Annotated in this window: 18 protein-coding genes and 1 other annotated feature; of the genes, 1 reads left to right on the top strand and 17 read right to left on the bottom strand. The window is 45.8% G+C overall.

Translation table 11 applies throughout. The annotated features are described in order from the left end of the window. Positions 1 to 4 precede the first annotated feature (4 nt). Together H539_RS0112250 and hemA are read right to left on the bottom strand one after the other, a co-directional pair. Positions 5 to 838 (bottom strand): cytochrome C assembly family protein, encoded by an 834-nt coding sequence (locus H539_RS0112250; RefSeq protein ID WP_026693758.1) that lies wholly within the window; start codon positions 836 to 838, stop codon positions 5 to 7. A gap of 12 nt (positions 839 to 850) precedes the next feature. Then, positions 851 to 2191: a glutamyl-tRNA reductase gene (gene hemA / locus H539_RS0112245; RefSeq protein WP_026693757.1), complete on the bottom strand. Its 1341-nt coding sequence runs from the start codon at positions 2189 to 2191 to the stop codon at positions 851 to 853. A gap of 194 nt (positions 2192 to 2385) precedes the next feature. Between hemA and H539_RS0112240 the strand changes: the two genes are divergently transcribed. Beyond that, positions 2386 to 2874, top strand: coding sequence for a LiaI-LiaF-like domain-containing protein (locus tag H539_RS0112240; protein WP_026693756.1), 489 nt, complete (start codon positions 2386 to 2388; stop codon positions 2872 to 2874). A gap of 469 nt (positions 2875 to 3343) precedes the next feature. Here H539_RS0112240 and yihA read toward each other — a convergent pair whose 3' ends face one another. The 15 genes from yihA to ilvB form a co-directional block, all read right to left on the bottom strand. Next, positions 3344 to 3925 (bottom strand): ribosome biogenesis GTP-binding protein YihA/YsxC, encoded by a 582-nt coding sequence (gene yihA, locus H539_RS0112235; protein ID WP_026693755.1) that lies wholly within the window; start codon positions 3923 to 3925, stop codon positions 3344 to 3346. Further along, positions 3922 to 6249, bottom strand: coding sequence for an endopeptidase La (gene lon, locus H539_RS0112230; RefSeq protein WP_026693754.1), 2328 nt, complete (start codon positions 6247 to 6249; stop codon positions 3922 to 3924). The genes yihA and lon overlap by 4 nt, the downstream gene beginning before the upstream one ends. A gap of 302 nt (positions 6250 to 6551) precedes the next feature. After that, entirely contained in the window at positions 6552 to 8216 is a 1665-nt protein-coding gene (gene lonB / locus H539_RS0112220) for an ATP-dependent protease LonB (protein ID WP_026693753.1), read from the bottom strand. Between the two features lie 294 nt (positions 8217 to 8510). Next, positions 8511 to 9155, bottom strand: a complete 645-nt coding sequence (locus H539_RS0112215; protein WP_026693752.1) for a response regulator — start codon at positions 9153 to 9155, stop codon at positions 8511 to 8513. Next, a complete protein-coding gene (locus tag H539_RS0112210) occupies positions 9152 to 10279 on the bottom strand; it encodes a GAF domain-containing sensor histidine kinase (protein ID WP_026693751.1) in 1128 nt (375 codons plus the stop codon). Before H539_RS0112210 ends, H539_RS0112215 begins: the two co-directional genes overlap by 4 nt. Before the next feature lie 136 nt (positions 10280 to 10415). Further along, positions 10416 to 11681: an ATP-dependent protease ATP-binding subunit ClpX gene (clpX, locus tag H539_RS0112205; protein WP_026693750.1), complete on the bottom strand. Its 1266-nt coding sequence runs from the start codon at positions 11679 to 11681 to the stop codon at positions 10416 to 10418. 410 nt (positions 11682 to 12091) lie between these two features. After that, complete coding sequence (tig, locus tag H539_RS0112200; RefSeq protein ID WP_026693749.1) at positions 12092 to 13375, bottom strand: trigger factor; 1284 nt, start codon at positions 13373 to 13375, stop codon at positions 12092 to 12094. Between the two features lie 157 nt (positions 13376 to 13532). Then, a complete protein-coding gene (locus H539_RS0112195; RefSeq protein ID WP_035322507.1) occupies positions 13533 to 14564 on the bottom strand; it encodes a tetratricopeptide repeat protein in 1032 nt (343 codons plus the stop codon). Between the two features lie 124 nt (positions 14565 to 14688). Further along, the gene (leuD, locus tag H539_RS0112190) at positions 14689 to 15273 is read right to left on the bottom strand and encodes a 3-isopropylmalate dehydratase small subunit (protein ID WP_026693747.1); all 585 of its coding nucleotides are present in this window, start codon (positions 15271 to 15273) and stop codon (positions 14689 to 14691) included. Positions 15274 to 15300: 27 nt separating this feature from the next. After that, complete coding sequence (gene leuC / locus H539_RS0112185) at positions 15301 to 16728, bottom strand: 3-isopropylmalate dehydratase large subunit (protein ID WP_026693746.1); 1428 nt, start codon at positions 16726 to 16728, stop codon at positions 15301 to 15303. A 95-nt stretch (positions 16729 to 16823) separates the two neighbouring features. Continuing rightward, a complete protein-coding gene (leuB, locus tag H539_RS0112180; RefSeq protein WP_026693745.1) occupies positions 16824 to 17933 on the bottom strand; it encodes a 3-isopropylmalate dehydrogenase in 1110 nt (369 codons plus the stop codon). Positions 17934 to 17956: 23 nt separating this feature from the next. Continuing rightward, complete coding sequence (locus H539_RS0112175) at positions 17957 to 19492, bottom strand: 2-isopropylmalate synthase (RefSeq protein ID WP_026693744.1); 1536 nt, start codon at positions 19490 to 19492, stop codon at positions 17957 to 17959. Next, a complete protein-coding gene (ilvC, locus tag H539_RS0112170) occupies positions 19479 to 20513 on the bottom strand; it encodes a ketol-acid reductoisomerase (protein ID WP_026693743.1) in 1035 nt (344 codons plus the stop codon). Before ilvC ends, H539_RS0112175 begins: the two co-directional genes overlap by 14 nt. A gap of 37 nt (positions 20514 to 20550) precedes the next feature. Further along, positions 20551 to 21066, bottom strand: a complete 516-nt coding sequence (gene ilvN / locus H539_RS0112165) for an acetolactate synthase small subunit (RefSeq protein WP_026693742.1) — start codon at positions 21064 to 21066, stop codon at positions 20551 to 20553. 3 nt (positions 21067 to 21069) lie between these two features. Next, positions 21070 to 22779 (bottom strand): acetolactate synthase large subunit, encoded by a 1710-nt coding sequence (gene ilvB / locus H539_RS0112160; protein WP_026693741.1) that lies wholly within the window; start codon positions 22777 to 22779, stop codon positions 21070 to 21072. A 74-nt stretch (positions 22780 to 22853) separates the two neighbouring features. Then, positions 22854 to 23103, bottom strand: a binding site (T-box leader). Positions 23104 to 23528: the final 425 nt, after the last annotated feature.

Raw genomic sequence — 23528 nt, 5'->3', positions numbered from 1 at the left:
CCTGTTATGAATACCAAAAATGAAATTCTGATAAACTTCCGAAAAATAAAAAATTAACAAGCAGTACCAGGAAGGATCCTGCATTCCACAGTGCAAGGGTTTTCCCGTAAACCTGCCTTCTAACCTTACAATATAAGAAAATGCTGTAAACAATCAGCACGATAAAGGAACCGATGATTTTCGTATCACTCCAAGGGATTTGCGGCAGCTTGATATGGGCCCATTGAAGACCAAGGATGACAGATAAAAGCAGCAGCGGGACGCCAATTACATTCAATATATAGGATGTACTCTCAAGCTTGGATAAATCCCCCAGCCGGATCAATCTTTTTCCCCATTTTTTTCTCTTCAAGAGATCATATTGAATCAAATATAACAGGGAAAAAACAAACGACAGCGTAAAGGCCCCATATGAGAGTATCGCCATGGTGATATGAATAAGCAATAATTCTGACACCAATTTTTGAGCGAGTGCATGGGATTCAATCTGCACAGGCGCAAAGGTATGGACAGCCATCACGATGAACCCGAGCACATTCGTAAAAAATACAATAAAATCTACACGCAGAAGTTTATTCAGCACCAAAGACAGGGTGATCAGCACCCAGGCGTAGAAATAAAGTCCTTCAAAAATCGTGAGAACCGGGAATCTTCCCGTTTTGATTACGTACAGAAATAAAAAAATTGTTTGAAGAGACCAAACAATTGCAAGCAGCCAGAAGGCAATCCGATTTGCCTTCCGGTTATTATTAAGAAAGTCTATGAAGTATAGCAATACGCTTAATGCATATAAAAGGACTGTGGCTTCATGAACCCTCGTCATCGTTAATTCAAGCATCCTGGCCCCCGCTTACCCTTGAACCGCTGCCGGTTTAAGCTCTTTCAGGGGTTGGGCGCTCTCTTCTTTTGGAGCCTGCTTTTCAATTTCTTCCCCAATATTAAAGATCTTAATGAAGCTGTCGAGAGCCTCTGAGGATTTCCTGCTGCCAGCCAGTTCCTTCGCATAAGAAATAGGATCCTTCAGCATCTGGTTGATGATGCTTTTCGTATGCTTATTAAGAAGTTTGACTTCTCTCTCGGTCAGTCCTGGAAGTTTCCGCTGGATGCTGTCCATGGTTTCTGCCTGGATAGCAAGAGCCTTATCACGCAAAGCAGAAATGACAGGAACCACGCCCTGCATGCCCAGCCATTGATTGAATTCGGAGATTTCCTGTTCAATCATCAGCATGATCGCTTCAGCAGCCTGCTTTCTTTCCTGCAGGTTAGCCTCTACAATTCCTTCAAGATCGTCAATATCGTATAAGAATACACTATCGAATTCAGCAAGCGAAGGCTCTAAATCACGCGGTACGGCAATATCGACCATGAAAATCGGACGGCCTTTACGCATTTTAACCACCTGATCCATCATCGCTTTTGTAATGACAAAGTCTTTGGCGCCTGTTGAACTAATCAGGATATCTGCTTCTGTTAAGGCATCTTGCAGTTCCTGAAGCTGTTTGGCTTTACCGCTGAATTTGCCGGCAAGAGCCACAGCCTTTTCAAAGGTACGGTTAATGACTGTGATTTGGGAAGCACCATTAGAATAAAGGTTCTGGATGGCAAGCTCGCCCATTTTGCCTGCACCGAGGATCAGCACGTGCTTGTCCTTCAATGAGCCAAAGATTTTTTTCGCAAGCTCTACAGCCGCATAGCTGACAGAAACGGCATTGGTGTTAATTTCGGTTTCTGAATGAGCTTTCTTCGCGAGTGTAAGAGTCTGTTTAAAGACTCTGTTAAAAATGGAACCAATGGTTTTCTCTTCCTGTGCGAGTAAGAAACTTCCGCGTACCTGCCCAAGAATCTGGGTTTCGCCAAGAACCATGGAATCAAGTCCGCATGCAACCTTGAATAGATGCTCGATCGCTCCCTCCTGCTCATAAATGAACAAGAAAGGAGTGAACTCTTCCTTATCTATTTGAAACCATTCTGATAAAAATTCTTTAATATAATAACGACCGGTATGAACCTGATCGACAACTGCATATATTTCGGTCCGATTGCATGTGGACACGATCACATTTTCCAAGATGCTCTTCTTAGTACTAAGTGCTTTCATGGCAGAAGCAAGGTCCGCTTCATTAAATGAAAGTCTTTCTCTTATCTCGACAGGGGCAGTTCTAAAGTTTAAACCGACTGCTAAAATATGCATATCCTGTGCACCCCTAACTAATTTACATTTATACTTAACATGATGGCTTTTACATACAGCCCACTCACTAAGCAACATTAGACATTATACCATGTATTTCGCCCTATATTGCGAAATAAATATGAACAGATGATGAAATCGTATGGTACCATAGTTCATATGCTAAAGGCTGGCTTTAATTAGAGGAGGAAACCATGAAATCACAGCGTTTATTTCCTGGAGTGATCTTGATTGGCTTCGGGCTGTACTTTTTCTTAGAAAAATCCGGGATAGAGGTCTTCCAGGGCTTTTTCACCTGGCCTACCCTTCTTATGATCGTTGGCATCGCCTTCCTGGTACAGGGCTACGGTGCCAGAGATTACGAAGCGATCCTGCCAGGGGTGATTCTCACAGGGTTTGGCATTCATTTTCATGTGGTCAATAAACTGAAAATCTGGCCAGACCATATCGGAATCTTTATCTTGATCATCGGACTGGGATTTGTCCTAAGGGCAAAAGAAACCCGCTCAGGCATGTTCCATGGCTTCCTGCTCATTCTCGTGTCTGTCATGCTCCTATTTTATGATAAGATCATGAGCTGGCTTGGACTGCTTGAGAACGGAGTATTCACAGCCTGGAAATTCTGGCCCTTCATCCTGATTGCCATCGGGCTTTTTTTCATCTTCCAAAAAAAGAAAAAATAATACCATACCTATGATTCCCTAAAAATTTCATTCCATTCCACATACATAAATATATGTAATCTCAAGCAAAACATACAGTGATATGCTTACGATGAACCAGGGAAACAAAAGCCGGCTTTAGGGGAGCTTCTCCCTGGGGCCGGTCTTTTTGTTGTGCAATGTGCCGTTTCTTGAACCACTTCTATTTTATGATTGGAATCCCGCTGAAATACACCCAACTGGCGTTATATGATCCGGGAATTGACGTCATGATCCGGGCACCCGTTTTATGATCGGCAATCCCGCCGAATACCCCAAACTGACTTTAAATTTTATAATCCACCTGCCGTTTTATGGCCGGAATCCCACCGATATGATCCACCGGGCATCCCGCGCGAACCCTTAACAAGCGGTCCCCCCCAGCCCGCTGGTAAATTCATATATGTAATACTTCAAAAAAGCAGCATAGAAACATCTATGCTGCCGCTGCTTACATTTTGGATTCAAGCACCTTCCAGGCTTCTTCTTTGCCGAGGCCTGTTTCCGATGAGAAGAGGACAATGTCATCGTTCGGGTCAAAATCCAGGGTTTCCTTCGTGATTTTGAGATGCTTCTGCCATTTCCCTTTAGGAATTTTGTCGGCTTTGGTCGCGATTACCACACAGGGAATTTCGTGATACTTCAGAAAGTTATACATCATCACGTCATCGCTTGACGGCGGATGCCTTAGGTCGACGATTAAGATGACTGCTCTTAGCTGTTCCCTTGTGGTAATGTAGGTCTCAATCATTTTCCCCCATGCTTCCCGTTCGGATTTAGATACCTTTGCATATCCGTATCCTGGAACATCTACAAAATGAAGAGCTTCATTTAATATATAAAAATTCAAGGTTTGCGTTTTTCCAGGCTTTGAAGAAATCCTGGCGAGCGCTTTTCGGTTAATCATTTTATTAATAAACGAAGATTTCCCGACATTGGACCTTCCCGCCAGTGCAAACTCCGGCAAATCGCCTTCAGGATACTGCTCGGGTTTAACCGCGCTGATGACGATTTCCGAGGATGTTATTTTCAAGATTCTCCACTCCCTGTTAGTGCATGCTTTAAAACCTCATCCACATGGGAAACGAGAACAAATTCCAGTTCGTTGCGGACACTTTCCGGTATATCGTCAATATCTTTTTCATTATCCTTAGGAAGAATAATCTTAGTCAGACCTGCACGATGTGCACTTAATGTTTTTTCTTTTACTCCGCCTATTGGCAAGACCCGTCCGCGGAGGGTAATTTCTCCTGTCATTCCGACTTCCCTTCTGATCGGTCTGCCGGTCAGGGCTGAAACAAGGGCGGTCGCAATGGTAATCCCTGCGGAAGGTCCGTCTTTCGGTACGGCTCCCTCAGGAACGTGAATATGAATGTCATTCTTTTCATGGAAATTCTCATCGATCGATAGCTCCCGGGCTTTCGAGCGTACATAGCTGAACGCCGCCTGCGCGGATTCCTTCATGACATCTCCAAGCTTTCCTGTCAAAACAAGCTTTCCTTTGCCCGGCGCAAGACTTACTTCAATTTGAAGGGTATCTCCGCCTACGGTTGTATATGCAAGACCCGTTGCAACACCCACCTGATCCTCCAGTTCCGCCTGGCCATAATGGAATTTTTTCTTGCCCAGGAATTCTTCTACATTCTTTTCAGTGAGAATGACTTTTTTCTTTTCACCGGAAACAATGATTCTTGCGGTTTTTCTGCAAATGGTCGCCAGCTGGCGCTCAAGGCTTCTGACACCCGCTTCGCGTGTGTAATAGCGGATGATGTTCATCAGGGCATCATCTTTCACCTGCAGCTGGGTTTTCTTTAGTCCATGCTCTTCCAGCTGCTTCTGCAAAAGATGTTCCTTAGCGATATTCAGCTTTTCAAGCTCCGTATATCCTGCGATCGAGATGATTTCCATCCTGTCTCTCAGCGGGCCAGGGATCGTGGCAAGATTATTTGCAGTCGCGATGAACATGACCTTTGATAGATCGTATGCCTCTTCGATATAATGGTCGCTGAAATTATGATTTTGCTCTGGATCCAGAACCTCAAGCATGGCAGCTGAGGGATCTCCTCTGAAATCATTGGACATTTTATCAATTTCATCAAGAAGGAACACAGGATTAATGGTAGCTGCCTTCTTCATTCCCTGTATAACCCGCCCAGGCATAGCGCCTACATATGTCCTGCGATGTCCCCGTATTTCAGATTCGTCACGCACTCCCCCAAGGGATACGCGGACAAAATTCCGGTTCAGGGATGTGGCGATCGATTTTGCCAGGCTCGTTTTCCCTACACCCGGAGGTCCTGCCAGACAGAGGATCGGTCCTCTTAGGGAGTTGGTAAGCTGCTGGACTGCCAGGTATTCAAGAACCCTTTCCTTGACCTTTTCAAGACCGTAATGATCGCGGTGAAGAATTTTCTCCGCCTTATTGATGTCGAGATCGTCCTTAGTAGCATTGGTCCAAGGAAGAGCGACCAGCCATTCGATATAATTCCGGATGACCGCGCTTTCCGCAGAGCTTGCAGGAATCTTTTCATACCGGTCCAGCTCTTTGTTCGCGGTTTCTTTCACATGATCAGGCATGCCGGCACTCTCGATTTTTTCAGCAAGAGCTGCTACTTCACTTGTCTTGCCTTCCTTATCGCCAAGTTCCTTTTGGATCGCCTTCATCTGCTCACGGAGATAATATTCCTTCTGCGTTCTTTCCATTGACCTTTTCACACGCTGGCCAATTTTTTTCTCAAGATTAAGGACTTCCTTTTCATTATTGATCGTCTCAAGGACCTTTACCAGGCGCTCTTTCACATCAATCGTTTCAAGGATTTCCTGCTTTTCCTTCAGCTTCAGCGGAAGGTTGGAAGCGATGATATCCGCCATCCTGCCCGGTTCCTCTATATCGGCTGCTGAAGAGAATGTTTCGGAGGAAATTTTCTTGGACATTTTTATGTACTGCTCAAAATATTCAAGAAGGGATCTCATTAAGGCTTCATGCTCCACATCTTTTTCACTGCTGTCTTCAAACGTCTCAAGCTTCGCTGAAAAATGCGTTTCTTCATCAAAGAATTCTACGATCCTTGCACGCTTTAATCCTTCGACCAGAACACGGATCGTTCCATTTGGGAGCTTCAGCATCTGCTTGACCTTCGTCAGGGTCCCCATCTGGTAAATATCCTGTTCGGAAGGTTCATCTATGGAAACATCCTTTTGAGTACTTAAAAAGATTAAGTGGTCATCCACCATTGCTTTTTCCAGCGCATGAACGGATTTATCCCGGCCTACGTCTAGATGCAGAACCATTGTAGGGTAAACGAGCAATCCTCTTAGCGGAAGGAGGGGGACGAGAAGTTCATTGTTATTCGCCATTTTGTTCTGACACCTCCTGTTTAAATTAAATAGCCTAAAAATACTTTGAAGTAAAGCCTTCCCACAATTTTATCTTATTTAAATAGCTGTGTCTATTTAGGAAAAGCGTTTTGCTTCCAAAAGATTCGGCTCTTCACATATTGGTTATTTTTCCTGCGCACGAGAAAGAGTATACTTTATTTTGCAAAAAAGATTCCGTCACGGGACAGCCTAATGATGAGCCTGTTATTTCCTTTCCCTGCCGGGAGAACCATTAAGCTATTTTTTCACGAAAAAATCGGCTGTATAAAACAGCCGATTCCTTAAACACTTTCCTTCTTATTGATATTATGGGATTTCAAGATATCTTCCGGGATCAAATTTTTGAGCAGAACCTGATCAAACACCTGCGATAAATGCCGGACAGGCACAATTTCAATATCCTTTACTTCCCGCAGAATTCCCTGCATATTCTCTTCTGGGATGACCACTTTCTTGGCTCCCGCTTTTTTCGCCGCCTTGATTTTCGGCAGCACCCCGCCGATCGCTTTTACATTTCCGTGGATGCTGATTTCTCCGGTCATGGCTGTTTCATGATCAATTGGGATTTTATAAATGGCGGAGTAAATGGCCGAAGCCATCGCGATTCCGGCGGAAGGGCCATCAATCGGGACGCCGCCGGGAAAATTAATGTGAATGTCATATTGATCAGCCGGAACGCCCATGGAACGCAGCACGGTTATGACATTTTCCACCGATCCCTTCGCCATGCTTTTTCTGCGGATGGATTTACCCGAACCGCCGATTGATTCTTCTTCCACAATACCGGTGATATTGACAGTACCCTTTTCCACTGCTGGAAGCACGGTCACCTCAATCTCGAGCAATGCCCCGCTGTTGGGTCCGTGGACGGCCAATCCGTTGACTATTCCTACCTTGGGCTTTTCAGAGATCTTTCTCTCAAGCCTTGGGGTCAGCTGGCTGGAGTGAATGACCCACTCCATGTCTTCATCCTTTATGTAGTCTCTGTCCCCTGTTATGGCAAGGCCGGCCGCAATCTGAATTAAATTCACTGCTTCCCTGCCGTTCCGTGCATAATTGGCAAGCGTGGAAAGAGCATAATCACTTATTTTCAAGTTCACCTTATCAGCCGCATTTTTGGCTACAGCCGAAATCTCCTCTTCATCCAGCTCCCTGAAGAAAACTTCCATACAGCGTGAGCGGATAGCCGGAGGGATTTCACTTGGCGTCCGGGTGGTAGCACCGATTAAGCGAAAATCTGCCGGCAGGCCATTCTTAAAAATATCATGGATATGGGCAGGAATTTGAGTATTTTCTTCCTGATAATAAGCACTTTCCAAATGAACCTTCCTGTCTTCCAACACCTTAAGAAGTTTATTCATCTGGATAGAATGGAGCTCTCCTATTTCATCGATAAACAAAACCCCGCCATGGGCATTCGTGACCGCTCCTTGCTTGGGCTGCGGGATGCCTGCCTGGCCCATGGAGCCTGCTCCCTGATAGATGGGATCGTGCACAGAACCTATCAGCGGGTCGGCGATCCCTCTTTCATCAAACCGCGCCGTTGTCGCATCAAGCTCCACAAAAACCGAATGAAACTGAAAGGGGGACTTTTGATTTCTTTTCGCATCATCTAATACAAGCCGTGCCGCAGCCGTCTTTCCTACTCCGGGAGGGCCATAGATGATCACATGCTGAGGATTCGGCCCGCAGAGCGCGGCCTTCAGTGACTTAATTCCATCCTCCTGGCCGACAATATCACTGAAGCTTGACGGCCTCACCTTTTCCGCCAGCGGCTCGGTAAGCTTGATGGACCTCATCTTCCTGAGCTGGTCCATTTCCTTCTTCGATTCCCTGTCTATGGAGACCTTTTGGGTCCTCTGCCCCTTTAAAAGGTTCAAAAAATACATTCCGATGATGATCCCAAAAAACAATTGGATAAATAACGCGATACCTGTCCAACTCATCCTTTTCCCTCCCGCAATAGCTTGCTGTTTTGTATTTGCTAGTATCTCCCTGAAAGGTTAGGAATAAACAAAAACTTTCAAGATATCAAATGGGCCAATGGATCTCGGAAGGTGGATGCTAAGATCATAAACTGAAGTGCAGAACAAAAAGCCAGCCCGCTATCGCAGGGTCTGGCTTTTTAAAGAATTCAGTTAAACCGCAGCCTTGCCGACGCGGTGATTTTATTGAATTCCTCTATCTTGAATTCCTCTATGTGAGCACCTAAAAAAGAGAAACCCTCTAAAAAGAGGGAGTCAGGGCTTGATCAGCCCGTTCCGGACGGCATAGAGGGCTGCCTGCGTCCGGTCCGCCAGTCCAAGCTTTGATAGAATATTGGAAACATGAGTCTTTACGGTTTTTTCTGTGATGAAAAGGGCAGAGGAAATTTCCTTATTGCTTTTGCCGCTGGAAATTTCTATTAAAACCTCCTGTTCCCTGCGCGTCAGCTCCTGTAAGAGGGATTTTTCACGGGAATGAGTTCCCGACAGGGCGGATAACAAATGGCTTGTCGCTTTAGGATGAACCTGGTTCTCTCCATTCATCACCTTTTTCATAACTTTGACAAGCTCATCCGGTTCAATATCCTTGAGCTGATAGCCTGATGCCCCCGCTTCGAGGGCAGGAAGTACATGATCCTGATCAGAAAAGCTGGTAAGAATCAAGATTTTTATTTCTGGATGCTCTCGTTTGATCCTTTTTGTCGCATCTATTCCATTTAACACCGGCATATCCAGATCCATCAAAACGAGATCAGGCTTTATCTCCGCACACATTTGAATAGCCACAGCCCCGTCCTTCGCTTCTCCGGCCACCTCAATATCTGGCTGCGTTTGAAGAAATAGGGCCAGACCCTTTCTGACCACATGATGATCGTCGGCAATTAATACTTTAATGCTCATTCTTTTCCCTCCCGGAGCGGTATGTCGATGACAATATATGTGCCCTTTCCTTCCCTGCTGTCTATGGTGATCGTTCCATTGAGGATTTTGACTCTTTCCTGCATGCTTAATAGACCAAGAGAAGGAAGCTCGCTGTTATCCAGTATTAGGCAGCCCTTTCCATGATCCCAGATTTCCAGATGGACGTTCCGCTTGCTGCTGACCGCCTTTAAATAGACGGAATCCTGCCCGGAATGCTTTTTGCAATTATTAAAGGCCTCCTGGCCAATGCGCCATAGAGCTTCCTCGACTGAAGAAGGCAGGCATAAGAGCCCCTGTATCTCACTATGTATGTGTAATCCAATCATTTCTCCATATGTCTTTAGGGCATTGACTACGCCGTCCTCCAAGCCTCTTGGCCGGAGCTGCCAGATGAGCGCCTTCATCTCAGCCAGCGCACTTTGAGACATTTCCTGGATATCTTTGAACGCTCCCCGTATCGCGTCATGATCCTTCATTTCCTTCCCTGCCCTTGCCGTAAGGGAAACCGAGAACAAAAGCTGATTGACAGAATCGTGAAGATCTCTTGCCAGCCTGTTCCGTTCTGCCGCAAGAGCTGTCTCCTGCTCGGCAGCCGTGAGCCGGATCCTTTTTACGGCCGTACCGATTTGAAAGGCCACAGCCTCCAAAAGATTCAGGTCTGTTTGATCAAAACGGGTTTTATGCGGAGATGCCACATTCAGAAGGCCGAAATGCTCCTCTCCCGCTCTTAGCGGAACGGTCGCATGATGGGTCAAATTTTGTGTTTCTCCTGTATGGTGAAGTACAGCATCCTCCAGCCTCTTGCATTCCATAATATTTGTCGCTTTCCTTAAAAGCCCTCTGGCGTACTTATCCACACACCAGCAATCGCTCGTACACATCGGTGCACAGCCATCCCTCGAAAGGGCGGGGGGAAGATTTTCATAGGCAGCGAGCTGATTATTGCCGCTGCTGTCCATAAGGAAAATCCAGCCGGTTTTAAAGCCTGTGATACGGAGCAGCATTTTTAATACATCCTGCAATACTGTGCCCAATTCCGTTCCTTCGTTTAATTGTTCAGCAATTTCCTTGAGTATCTTTAGGGTAGTAAGGGGCTGTTCCATGTGAGGGATGTCCTCCTTGGGTTCTTTTTCCTCTTTCTATTATCTTTTTATTTTAGAAAATTGCAAAGATTATCTTAAAAAGAATAAAAAAAGCCGACGGCATATTCGCCGTCAGCTTATTAGACCCTGAAAAGTTTTATGCAGAAGTTTTCTTTTCTTTACCTGTAACCATCGTTCCATCAGTCAGAAGCAATTTTGGAGGTTTGTTCTCCGTAACAGTCTCCGCAGTGATGATGCACTTGTCAATATCATCGCGGGACGGCAGGTCAAACATAACATCCAGCATAATGCCTTCAATGATGGAGCGAAGACCGCGGGCTCCTGTTTTACGTTCGATTGCTTTTTTCGAGATTTCACTCAATGCGTCAGGCTCGAATTCTAAGTCTACATTATCAAGCTCAAGCATTTTTTGGTATTGTTTCACCAAAGCATTCTTCGGCTTTGTGAGAATTTCAATTAAGGCTGCTTCATCCAGCTGCTCAAGTGTGGCAATGACTGGAAGACGGCCGATAAATTCCGGAATAAGACCGAACTTCAGCATATCCTCAGGAAGAACCCTTGTAAGAAGAGACTTCTGGTCTACTTCCTTCTTCTGTTCCCCGCCAAAGCCAATCACTTTTTGTCCAAGCCTGCGCTTAATGATCGGTTCAATGCCGTCAAAGGCACCGCCGCAGATGAACAAAATGTTGGTTGTATCGATTTGGATGAATTCCTGATGAGGATGCTTTCTTCCTCCTTGAGGCGGTACACTTGCAGTTGTTCCCTCAAGAATCTTAAGAAGTGCCTGCTGCACACCTTCACCGGATACATCACGTGTAATAGAAGGGTTTTCAGATTTTCTGGCAACCTTATCGATTTCATCGATGTAAATGATTCCTTTTTCTGCTTTTTCCACATCATAATCTGCGGCCTGGATCAGCTTTAGCAGAATATTCTCTACGTCTTCACCGACATATCCAGCCTCTGTCAAAGAGGTAGCATCCGCAATGGCGAAAGGTACATTAAGCAGTCTGGCAAGAGTCTGGGCAAGCAGGGTTTTCCCGCTTCCTGTAGGCCCTATAAGACAGATATTACTCTTTGAAAGCTCTACATCATCAATCTTGCTGTTTGAATTGATGCGTTTATAGTGGTTATAAACAGCGACTGCAAGCGATTTCTTTGCCTGCTCTTGTCCAATTACATATTCGTCGAGTATTTCACGGATTTCCATTGGCTTTGGAACATCCTTGAATTCAACTTCCTCTTCTGTACCCAGCTCCTCTTCCACGATTTCCGTGCAAAGCTCAATACATTCATCACAGATATATACACCAGGACCCGCAACCAGTTTGCGGACCTGTTCTTGGGTTTTTCCGCAAAAAGAACATTTCAGCTGCCCTTTTTCATCATTAAATTTGAACATTAAAAATTTCACCCCTTTAAATACTATCCCTCAAAAGCTTGGATGCAAAAATTACTCAGGAAAGGGTCTATACCATAAAGCATTTTCTCTATGTAAAGTTGATTTTAACACAACTAGCCTCAAAAAAAGAATTAAAATGCTTATCCCTGATTCCCGAATACAGCCTGGTTAACTTAATATGTATATTGCCCTTTACAAGCATTTCCAAACTAGACATTTTTCAAAACAGAAAAAGGAAGCTTGGAGTATGTATATGCATTATTAGAATTAATCTACACTGAATCCAGCAAAAAATCAATGCCTGAGGCCTTATGAAGTGAACTTTCCAATCAGAAGCCTATCTATATGTATCGATGCCGAAAATAGTATAAAACAAGGCACGAGAAAGTCGTGCCTTGTCTATGATATCATTAAACTGTTTTGCTGTTTTCTACAAGGAAGTCGATCGCTTTGCGGTTCTTAAGATCTGCCGTAATGCCTTCAGTGCTTCCAAGCGCTGCTTTGATGCTCTCAACATCCATATTGTACATTTCAGCCATTTTAGAAAGCTCTTCGTTCACTTCTTCTTCAGAAATTTCGAAGTTTTCCACTTTGCTGATTGCTTCAAGAGTCAAGCTTACGCGCACACGCTTTTCTGCTTCTTCCGTCATCTGAGCGCGAAGGGCATCTCTGTCCTGGCCAGAGAACTGGAAGTACATATCAAGGTTCATACCTTGCATTTGAAGACGCTGATCGAACTCAGTCATCATACGGTCCACTTCAGTGTCGATCATAGCCTGCGGGATTTCAACTTCAGCATTTTCAGCTGCTTTTTCCACTACAGAGTCACGTACATGATGCTCAGCATCGTGGTTTTTGCTGTCTACAAGACGATTTTTGATTTTTTCTTTAAGTGCATCTAAAGTTTCAACTTCATCGTCAACGTCTTTAGCAAATTCATCATCAAGTTCAGGAAGCTGCTTAGCTTTGATTTCGTGAACTTTCACCTTGAATACAGCAGGTTTTCCCGCAAGCTCAGCTGCATGGTATTCTTCAGGGAAAGTAACTTCAACGTCTTTCTCTTCTCCTGTTTGAACACCTACAAGCTTCTCTTCGAATCCAGGAATGAAAGAACCTGAACCTATTTCAAGTGAATAGTTTTCGCCTTTTCCGCCTTCGAAAGCTTCGTTATCAACAAATCCTTCGAAATCGATTACGACAGTGTCGCCATTCTCAGCTGCGCCTTCTTCTTTAACAGTCAATTCAGCTTGACGGCTTTGAAGAGTTTTAATTTCATTTTCAACATCTTCATCTGTAACATCAGTGTCGAATTTTTCGATTTCCAGGCCTTTGTAGTCGCCAAGCTTCACTTCAGGCTTCACGGTTACAGTAGCTTTGAAGATGAATTCTTTGCCCTTTTCAAATTGATCTACATCAATTTCAGGGCGATCAACCGGGTCGATTCCTGCTTCATCTACAGCGCTGCTGTATGCTTCAGGAAGAAGATAATCAATTGCATCCTGGTATAAAGCTTCTACGCCAAAGCGCTTTTCAAACATACCGCGAGGCATTTTTCCTTTACGGAATCCTGGAACGTTAATTTGTTTAACTACCTTTTTGAATGCAGCGTCAAGTCCTTCATTTACCTTTTCTGCTTCAACTTCAACAGTAAGAACGCCGCGGTTCCCGTCTAATTTTTCCCATTTTACAGACATGCAGTTCCCTCCAAAAATCTATATTACTATCTTTATTAACATCTGGATGAATATAAAATCTCGTTTATACAAGTCATCCTAAGTATATTGCCTAATGAGGCATAGTTTACAACCATTACATTATAACATAGGTTCTCTTTCTTTCAACAGCAGGAGTTCAAATAATAGGATAAGAAATTTCTTCAAATTCTCGGATCACGGGCAAAACCTCCTCAAGTGCCTCCCCGTTTCTATTATAAAGATCGGCCGTTTCGGACAGGCGTGCAGGCATTCCCTGATATTCCCGCGATACGAAATGATAGGCAGCCGCCCAGACTGAAAAGTCCCTCTCAAGCGGTTCGAGAGGATAGAGGAGAAAGTTATGCCTTTCCACCAGGCTCCGCGCAAACTCCATTAATGTGGGGTCTTCATGGGCAATCCTTGCCTCCAGTTCCCCTGCTGTTTGTACCAGAAAATCCGCTTCCTGAATGTCGGGTAAATCCGCGGGAGTTACGGTTGAGCTTCTCCCGAACTTCACGATTTCGATCTCTTCCTGCAGTTCCTGTTCTTTTAAGATATTTATCAGCAGGGTTTTCAAAAAGGCGTGGCCCGTTTCCTCTTTTAAGAATTGCCGGATTTGTTGTAAGTAGGGCCGGATGTTCGCATGGGCAAGCTGTGAAATTAATAGAAACTGCTCTTCTTCGCTTTTATCGCTCAGCAGGGCCATATCTTCTTTCAGGCTCAATTCATCTTCATCAAGACCCTTGCCGCTGTATTCAATTTCTTCCATGGATCTTTCACAAAACTCTAGCATCTTGTAAAAGTGCTCTTCCTTATCAGGCGGAACCTGTTTCTCTTCAAGCAGCGCTTTTAACGTGACAATCATTTCTTGGTGTTCATTTAAATTCAGCAGAATCATCAAGTAGATATTTACAACCTGAAAATAGTCCCCGATTCCCTTATGAAGCAGTTCCCTGCATAGTTCCTTTGCTTCCAAGTAATTGCCGAGCTCCACCAGAGAGACGACAAGCCCGATATTAAGCTCCGGATTCTCAGCATCCATTTCTTTTGCCTGGCTGAATAAAGCTGCGGCTTCTTTATATTTCTTTTCCCGGAGAGCATCCAGCCCCCGTTCAATCAGCCGATCGGACAGGCCGGGAAAAGGGATCACCTTTCTATCTCTGTCAATCTTTTTCTTATTTCCTCTCATAAATGAAACCGCCTTAGACGTTTATGGGTTATTGTGAAACAGTTTAGCATGGAATGTAGGGAAAAACAAAAAGAACCCTTTGTAAATTGGAAAAGGGACCGAGCGGCTCGGTCCCCTGCAGGTTCTATATGGCTGAAGCTTCTTCAAAAGCCTGAATCTCTGAATCATAGCGGAGTGTAATAGATATTTCATCCCAGCCATTGATGAGCATTTCCTTCCAATAAGGGTGGATATCAAACGCTGCGGGCCTGCCGCTCTCCCCTATAACCGTCTGTTCAGGAAGATTTACGGTTACCTGATTTTGGATCTCTGTCTGCCGGACCAATGATTGGATATCAGAATGAGATAATGTAATAGGAAGAATTCCATTCTTCAAGCAATTTTGATGAAAAATATCTGCGAAGGACGGGGCGATCACCACTTTGAATCCATAATCCAGCAGAGACCAGGGAGCGTGTTCCCTGGAAGAACCGCACCCAAAGTTTTCTCCTGCAATTAAAATGCTGGCTCCCTCGTATTCCGGGCGGTTCAGCTCGAAATCTTCTCTTTCACGCCCCGTTTCATCAAACCGCCAATTGTAAAATAAGAACTGACCGAATCCGGATCGTTCGATTCGCTTTAGAAACTGCTTGGGTATAATCTGGTCCGTATCGACATTCGCCCTGTCCAGAACGGCTGCCTTTCCAGTTAATAGTGTGATAGGTTCCATAATATGCCTCCCTATTTCAGACTAATCTTATGAACTCACTTTCTCGGCATTCCGTGAGTATTCTTCTTTCCGGATATCTACAAATCTTCCATAAACGGCTGCAGCTGCTGCCATTACAGGACTGACCAGATGCGTCCTTGCCCCTGTCCCCTGCCTTCCTTCAAAGTTACGGTTGGAGGTTGAGGCGCAATGTTCACCTGCAGGTACGACGTCAGGATTCATGCTGAGACACATGCTGCATCCTGAATCCCGCCATTCAAAGCCGGCCTCCAGGAAAATCTCATGCAGCTGCTCCTCTTCTGCGAGTCTCTTTACATTTTGTGAGCCTGGAACAACAAGGGCCCTGACTCCATCTTTCACTTTCCTGCCTTTGACCCAGCCGGCTGCGGCACGCAGGTCTTCCAATCTGGAATTCGTGCAGGATCCGATGAACACATGCTGAACCGGAATCGACTGTATCTCGAGCCCTTCATTTAATCCCATATATTCAAGCGCCCCTCTTAGAGCCTTCTCTTCTTCAGGTGAAGCGGTTTCCTCATAGACGGGGATCTTGGCATCAACGCCGCTGCTCATTCCAGGGTTTGTTCCCCAGCTGACCATCGGGGGAATTTCAGATCCGTCTATCACCAATTTTTTATCATATTCTGCATCCGGGTCACTCGCAAAGCTCTGCCACCTGCGGACCTCAGCTTCGAATTCAGAGCCGGCCGGTACACACTTCCTTCCTCTCAAATAGGAAAAAGTGGTTTCATCAGGGCTGACCAGACCTGCCCTCGCACCGCCTTCAATCGACATATTGCAGACTGTCATTCTCTCCTCCATCGACATGGCAGAAATGACTTCGCCGCAATATTCGATCACATGGCCTGTACCGAACGTGACTCCATATTTAGAAATGATGTATAAAATGACGTCTTTCGCCGTTACTCCTTCCCCGAGACTGCCTCTCACTTCCAATTTTAACGTCTTCGGTTTGGTCTGCCACAGGGTCTGAGTGGCCAGTACGTGCTCCACTTCACTTGTCCCGATGCCAAAAGCAAGCGCTCCAAATGCACCGTGAGTGGAGGTGTGGCTGTCGCCGCAGACAATGGTCATTCCGGGCTTGGTCAGCCCCAGTTCAGGTCCGATCACATGGACGATTCCTTGGTCCTGGCTGTTTAGATCTGCAAGCTGGATCCCAAATTCCCGGCAGTTTGCCGCCAGTGCATCCAGCTGGTTCCGTGCGATTTCATCCTGAATGAAATACCTGTTATAGGTAGGTACATTATGGTCCATGGTCGCAAAGGTCCTATCCGGCCTTCTTACCTTCCTGCCATTATGCCGAAGGCCCTCAAAAGCCTGAGGAGAAGTGACCTCATGAATATAATGCAAATCTATATACAGTAAATCCGGCTTATTCTCTTCCTGGACAACCTGATGTGCTTCCCATATTTTTTCTATGATTGATCTGCCCATAATTCTCCCGCCTTTCTATGCCTGCAGCACTATCATCTTCCGCCTATTTAATAGAATATAATCGACTAACTCGTGGCATGTGCCCACATTATCAGTCAGGAGTATGCCCCCATGATTTGGGATATCGCTTCCTGGCCAAGCAGGGCCGTTTTAATTTCCTCTACCATTTCTTCTGTGGTTACCGCCTTTGAACCTGAGGCCAGGTCTGCTGTCCTGAATCCCTCCTCAAGCACCTTTTCTACTGCCAGCTCCACCGCTTCTGCTTCCTCATTCAAGCCAAAGGAGTTCCGGAGCAGGGAAGCTGCAGATAAAATAGAAGCAATTGGATTCGCTTTATTCTGACCGGCAATATCTGGTGCCGATCCATGGATCGGCTCGTAAAGACTTGGGCCGCCGGCAGATATGCTTGCAGAAGGAAGCATTCCTAGGGATCCTGTCAGAACAGACGCCTCATCACTAAGTATGTCTCCAAACATATTTTCAGTGACCACAACGTCAAACTGTTTCGGATTACGGATCAGCTGCATGGCTGCATTGTCTACAAGCATATGCTCCAGTGTCACATCCTTGTATTCTGCTGCCACTTCTTCAGCTGTTTCTCTCCACATCCTGCTCGATTCCAGGACATTGGCCTTATCCACCGAAGTAACCTTCCTTTTTCTTTTCTGTGCCAGCTGAAAGGCCAGCTCTATGATTCTCTTCATTTCATATTTATGATACTGTAGTGTATCGACTACCGCTTCCTCGCCATCAATCACTGTCCTGCCGCTTGGTTTTCCGAAATAAAGCCCTCCTGTCAGCTCCCTGACAATGAGGAAATCTGCGCCTTCTATGATTTCTGTGCGCAAAGGAGAAGCTTCGCTTAAGCTGGCATAAAAAGAGATCGGCCGCAGGTTCGCGAAGAGGTTCAAATGCTTCCTTATTGCCAACAGTCCTTTTTCTGGCCGCATTTCAGGAGGATTGCTGTCCCATTTCGGTCCCCCAACCGCTCCCAGAAGAACAGCATCACTTCGTTTACAAAGCGCAAGCGTCTCGTCCGGCAGCGGACTTCCGCAGGCATCAATGGCACATCCGCCTATCTGTCCGTATTCAAACTCAAATTCATGGCCGAACCGCTCTGCTGCTGCCTTTAAAATATCCACTGCACCCTTTGTAACCTCGGTACCAATGCCATCACCAGGCAATACGGCAATCTTCTTTTTCATCAATGCCAGCCCCTTTCTGTTGTCTAAGCGTTCAGTACAGCTGTTTTTTCATTCATGTATACGACTCTGTTGACGGCATTCAGATACGCCTTTGCCGAAGCTTCCAGTACGTCCTGTGCAAGGCCTCTTCCGCTTGTTTCTTTTCCCTCGTATTTCATTTTCACAAATACCTGGGCCAGGGCATCCCTTCCGGCCCCAACCGATTGAATTCTATAATCAAGCAGATTTACAGTTCCCTCCACACACCTCTCCAGGGTGTTATACAGGGCTTCAATGCTGCCGGCTCCTGTTGCCGCTTCCTGGATGCTCTCGTTTTCTGCACCCTTAAGAGTGACTGTGGCAGTCGGAATCTGATTCGTGCCGTATTGGACCTGGATCGAATCAAGCTGATAAAAGTTTTGTCCTTGTGATAATGTTTCCTCCAGCACCAAAGCCACCAGGTCATCATCTGTCATTTCCTTTTTCTTATCTGCAAGAGACTTAAAAATGCCAAACAGCTTATTCGCCTCTTCATCTCCTACGGAAAGCTCAAGTTCCTTCAATCTTTCCTTGAAAGCATGCCTGCCTGAGTGTTTGCCGAGCACCATAGAATTGGTGGATACTCCTACCAGCTCAGGAGAAATGATTTCATACGTCGTCTTTTCCTTTAAGACGCCATCCTGGTGAATCCCGGATTCATGGGCAAAGGCGTTTCTTCCTACCACTGCCTTATTAGGCGGAATGGTCATTCCGGTAAGCTTGCTGACAAGACTGCTTGTGCGCTTGATTTCCTTTAGAACCAGCCCTGTTTGGGCCCCGAAATGGTCCGCCCTGGTATGAAGGGCTACCGCCACCTCTTCAAGGGCCGCGTTTCCGGCACGCTCGCCGATTCCATTTATGGTTCCTTCGATTTGAGTCACACCCGCGTCTACGGCTGCGAGTGAATTGGCAATGGCCATGCCTAGATCATCGTGGCAGTGTGCGGAAAGCTGAACTTTATGAATGGATGGGACATTTTCCTGCAGATATTTAAAAATGGCGCCATATTCATTCGGTGTAATATATCCGACTGTATCAGGAATATTGATGACCCTTGCTCCCGCCTGTATCACCTGTTCAACAATGTGGGCAAGAAAATCAAGTTCGGTCCGGCAGGCATCCTCGGCTGACCACTGGACGATTGGAAAACGGCTGACTGCATATTTGACAGCTGAGACCGCCGTTTCAACCACCTGCTCTTTTGTCTGTCTAAGCTTGAACTCCCGGTGGATGGGCGAGGTAGCAAGGAAGATGTGAAGCCGGGGCTCTGCCCCATGCTTCAATGCTTCCCATGCTGCGTCCATATCCTTTTGTACGGACCTTGCCAGCCCTGTTACAGAGGAGTTTCTCACTAAACGGGCAATCTCATGGACGGATTCAAAATCCCCTTTCGAGGCGGCTGGAAATCCGGCTTCTATAATATCTACTCCAAGCTTCTCAAGCTGTCTTGCGATTTCTATTTTTTCAGAAAAATTAAGATTCACACCGGCTGACTGTTCTCCATCCCGCAATGTGGTATCAAAAATATTAATTTTTCGCAACAGCCGCCACTTCCTTTTGAATTTGTTGTTTGTTCTGCTTGACGAATGGCATCATGGCACGCAGCTCACGGCCGACTTTTTCAATCGGGTGTTCCTTTTCGCTTTCATTGATCGCATTAAAGACTGGACGGTTGGCCTGGTTTTCAAGGATCCAGCCTTTAGCAAACTGCCCCTGCTGGATATCAGTCAATACCTTTTTCATTTCCTTCTTAACTTCGGCATTAACGACCCTAGGTCCTGAAACAAAGTCTCCCCATTGCGCCGTATCGGAGATTGAATATCTCATTCCTTCCAGGCCGCCTTCATACATAAGGTCAACAATAAGCTTTAGCTCATGCAGACATTCAAAGTAGGCAAGTTCAGGCTGGTAACCTGCTTCTGTCAATGTTTCAAAACCGGCTTTCACCAGGGAAGTTAACCCTCCGCATAGAACAGCCTGCTCTCCAAATAGGTCTGTTTCTGTTTCTTCTTTGAAGGTAGTCTCTAATGCTCCCGCACGTAAAGCTCCAATTCCATAAGCATAGGCAAGGGCAAGTTCCTGCGCGTCACCAGTCACATTCTGATAGATGGCAAACAATGCTGGAACGCCGGCTCCCTGTTCAAAGGTTCTTCTCACCAAATGGCCAGGTCCTTTAGGAGCCACCAATAAAACATCGACGTCCTGCGGCGGCACGATTTGATTAAAGTGGACATTGAACCCATGTGCGAACATCAATGATTGACCCGCCCTCAATACTGGAGCAATTTCTTCGTTATATACCTTTGTCTGTCTTTCATCCGGAAGGAGGATCATGATGACATCCGCCTGCTCTGATGCTTCTTTTACACTGTAAACCTTGAACCCATCCTGCTCTGCCTGCTCCCAGGACTTTCCTTCCCTTAAACCAACTACGACCTCTGTACCGCTGTCCCGCAGGTTCTGCGCATGTGCATGGCCCTGTGATCCATAACCGATCACCGCTACTGTTTTACCATTTAAGTAGTATTGATTTGCATCCCCATTGTAATAAACCTTTGCCATTGATAATCTCTCCCTTTTCATGAATGATTTTATTTTTTTAAACGATTGATATATTTTTAACTCCCTGGCTCCTCTGGGTGCCTCTGAGGAAAGCGGTCGTTCCTGTGCGGGCGAGCTCCTTGATGCCATAGGGTCTCAGAAGTTCAATGAATGCCTCGATTTTGTCTGCTTCTCCCGTAATTTGGATGACGAGACTGTCCCTGCTGATATCCACTACCGAGCCTCTGAACGGTTCGATAAGGGAATAAATTTCTGCCCTTGCCTGTGTGGAGGCCGTTACTTTGATAAGGGCAAGCTCCCGGGCAACCATGGCCTGGCCTGTTATATCCGTGACCTTGATGACGTCAATCTGTTTATTTAGCTGCTTCGTCATTTGTTCAATCTCTGTCTCGTTCTGGACCTGCACCACCACGGTGATCCTCGAGATATTTTCTTGCTCTGAGCCTCCTACCGTAATACTCTCGATATTGTAGCTTCGCTTAGAAAATAGATTGGTGATTCTATTCAGCACTCCCGGCCTGTTCATGACCGTGAGTGTTATAATCCCCTTCATCTTTTACACACCCTCCATTTCATGAAGCCCTTTTCCTGGTGCAACCATCGGATATACTTTTTCCATCTGTTCTACATGGAAATCGAGCAGAACGGGCTCCTTCAGGCTTAAGGCCTCGGCCATTCTTTCTTCGGCTTCCTTTTCTGTCTTAATTTCATAGGCTTTAATCCCATATGCCTCAGCAAGCTTCACAAACGAAGGCTGCGAGGTGAAAATGCTGTGTGAATATCTTTCATTGTAGAACGTCTCCTGCCACTGTCTTACCATTCCAAGAGCATGATTGTTGATGACGATGATCTTGATCGGAAGCTTATGCTCTGCAATAACCCCAAGCTCCTGCAGAGTCATCTGGAAGCCCCCGTCACCAAGTACAGCTGCAACTGTGGCGTCCGGCTGGGCAAGCTGAGCTCCAATGGCAGCAGGAAGGCCGAATCCCATAGTCCCAAGCCCCCCGGAAGTCACCCAGGCATGCGGTTTATTGAAGCCGTAATATTGGGCTGCCCACATTTGGTGCTGTCCCACGTCCGTCGTAACAATTGCCTCTCCCCCGGTCTGGCTGTGAAGAAGCTGCAGGACATATTGCGGCAGAAGTTTGCCGCTGGTTCTTTTATAACGGTACGGATGTGCTTCATTCCATTCATGCAATTGAGTGATCCAAGCCGAGGACTCTGGCTTCCCGCCTTCCTGGGCAATCAGCAGGTCCAGCGCCTCCTTGGCATCTCCTACAATCGGAATCTGCGTCGGGACATTTTTTCCGATCTCTGCCGGATCAATGTCGATATGGGCCACTGCTGCATTCGGGGCAAAATGCTTGAGATTGCCTGTCAGCCTGTCATCGAATCTTGCCCCAATATTAATGAGCAGATCACAGTCCGTCAGCCCCATATTGGCTGCATAACAGCCGTGCATCCCTGCCATCCCGATAAATAACGAATGATCGGCAGGAAACCCGCCAAGCCCCAGCAGGGTATGGACTACCGGGATATTCTGCTGCTCCGCAAAGGCCCTCAATGAATCATGCGCTTTGGCAAAGAGGATGCCGGCACCTGCCAATATTAAAGGCTTTTTCGCTTGTGATAAGGCCTCTGACAGCTTTTTGATCTGCAGATAATTTGGTGTTGTGGTAGGCTGATAGCCTGGAAGATTAATGACTGGCTCCTCCTCTGCCTGTGCCGGCAGGACAGCCATATCCTTCGGTACATCGATCAGCACCGGTCCCGGCCTGCCGCTTGAAGCAATATAGAATGCTTCTTTAATGATCCTTGGAAAATCCTTTGGATCCCTGACCTGGTAATTATGCTTGGTAATCGGTGTGGTAATCCCCAAAACATCTGCCTCCTGAAAGGCATCAGACCCGATGACACCTGTTGCCACCTGGCCTGTAAAAACAACGAGCGGAATGGAATCAATCAGGGCATCCGCCAATCCAGTCACAATGTTGGTTGCCCCGGGGCCCGATGTTGCAATGACTACTCCGGGTTTTCCGGTAATCCTCGCGTATCCTTCGGCTGCATGAATGGCTCCCTGCTCATGTCTGGCTAAAATATGGGGAATGCCGGCATCGTAAAGACTATCGTAAATGGGAAGAACAGCCCCTCCGGGATAACCGAAGATCAATTCAACCTCTTCCTTCTTCAAGCTTTCCAATAATATGTCTGCACCGCTTTTCAACAGTACCTCGTCTTTACATTCCGCAAGAGCTGATTTTTGCATTCCTTCTCCTTCCTCCTATCAAATAAAAATAAAAAGCCTTTTCACCCACTCTGCTCCTGTAACTTATACAGAAGTAAAGGGGTGAAAAGGCATAATTCCCTTTCCACGGTACCACCCTGATTCGCACGTCTCGTGCGCACTTATGGAAGCAAATAGCTTCCGCTTTGATAACGGGTAATGACTTACCCGTCCAGCTCTAATCGGAGACCTTTCAAGCTGGAGCTCTGAGGTGAGTTCACCCAAAGGGGCAGTGCCGGCTCCCAGCTTTCCCGGCTCTCTGATCCTGCCTGTCTCTAGACTACTTATCCTCATCCGCGCTTTCGCTATTATAGTAAATTTCAAAAAAATGAAAGCAGTTTGAAATATTTTCTGACAACCATTTAACTCTTATTTGTGGACTATATTACGCCCTCTCACGGACATAGTCAATCCTATTTTTACAATTTTTAGATTATTTAGATTATTGAAGTAACATGTATCCGCTTACAATGGCGTTATAATAGGATTTTTTAAAAAAGAAATTTTTTTATTTATTAAGATAGTGATTCCACTGGGGTATATTGGGTAATTCATTAAAACATGCCGGCAAATATTTGTTTACTATAACAATTATCCCTTCGAGAAATCTCACACCTAGCTCTTGAAAACCCTTCTGATTCTTCGCTTTAACGCTTTAAACAATATGAAGGACTGTCAAAAACCCTCCCGATTGTCGGTAGTCTTCTTTTTCTAGAAAAATTTATAGAGTC

The organism is Peribacillus kribbensis DSM 17871 (assembly GCF_000430765.1).
In the GTDB taxonomy this organism is placed as follows: domain Bacteria; phylum Bacillota; class Bacilli; order Bacillales; family DSM-1321; genus Paraperibacillus; species Paraperibacillus kribbensis.
Note: the sequence above shows the minus strand (reverse complement) of the source record. Positions and strands in the feature narration are given on the sequence as shown.

What these genes read in the sequence shown, in the direction of transcription:
- H539_RS0112250 (WP_026693758.1), bottom strand. Translation starts at nt 838, where the DNA reads ATGCTTGAATTAACGATGACGAGGGTTCATGAAGCCACAGTCCTTTTA.
- hemA (WP_026693757.1), bottom strand. Translation starts at nt 2,191, where the DNA reads ATGCATATTTTAGCAGTCGGTTTAAACTTTAGAACTGCCCCTGTCGAG.
- H539_RS0112240 (WP_026693756.1), top strand. Translation starts at nt 2,386, where the DNA reads ATGAAATCACAGCGTTTATTTCCTGGAGTGATCTTGATTGGCTTCGGG.
- lon (WP_026693754.1), bottom strand. Translation starts at nt 6,249, where the DNA reads ATGGCGAATAACAATGAACTTCTCGTCCCCCTCCTTCCGCTAAGAGGA.
- lonB (WP_026693753.1), bottom strand. Translation starts at nt 8,216, where the DNA reads ATGAGTTGGACAGGTATCGCGTTATTTATCCAATTGTTTTTTGGGATC.
- H539_RS0112215 (WP_026693752.1), bottom strand. Translation starts at nt 9,155, where the DNA reads ATGAGCATTAAAGTATTAATTGCCGACGATCATCATGTGGTCAGAAAG.
- H539_RS0112210 (WP_026693751.1), bottom strand. Translation starts at nt 10,279, where the DNA reads ATGGAACAGCCCCTTACTACCCTAAAGATACTCAAGGAAATTGCTGAA.
- clpX (WP_026693750.1), bottom strand. Translation starts at nt 11,681, where the DNA reads ATGTTCAAATTTAATGATGAAAAAGGGCAGCTGAAATGTTCTTTTTGC.
- tig (WP_026693749.1), bottom strand. Translation starts at nt 13,375, where the DNA reads ATGTCTGTAAAATGGGAAAAATTAGACGGGAACCGCGGCGTTCTTACT.
- H539_RS0112195 (WP_035322507.1), bottom strand. Translation starts at nt 14,564, where the DNA reads ATGAGAGGAAATAAGAAAAAGATTGACAGAGATAGAAAGGTGATCCCT.
- leuD (WP_026693747.1), bottom strand. Translation starts at nt 15,273, where the DNA reads ATGGAACCTATCACACTATTAACTGGAAAGGCAGCCGTTCTGGACAGG.
- leuC (WP_026693746.1), bottom strand. Translation starts at nt 16,728, where the DNA reads ATGGGCAGATCAATCATAGAAAAAATATGGGAAGCACATCAGGTTGTC.
- leuB (WP_026693745.1), bottom strand. Translation starts at nt 17,933, where the DNA reads ATGAAAAAGAAGATTGCCGTATTGCCTGGTGATGGCATTGGTACCGAG.
- ilvC (WP_026693743.1), bottom strand. Translation starts at nt 20,513, where the DNA reads ATGGCAAAGGTTTATTACAATGGGGATGCAAATCAATACTACTTAAAT.
- ilvN (WP_026693742.1), bottom strand. Translation starts at nt 21,066, where the DNA reads ATGAAGGGGATTATAACACTCACGGTCATGAACAGGCCGGGAGTGCTG.
- ilvB (WP_026693741.1), bottom strand. Translation starts at nt 22,779, where the DNA reads ATGCAAAAATCAGCTCTTGCGGAATGTAAAGACGAGGTACTGTTGAAA.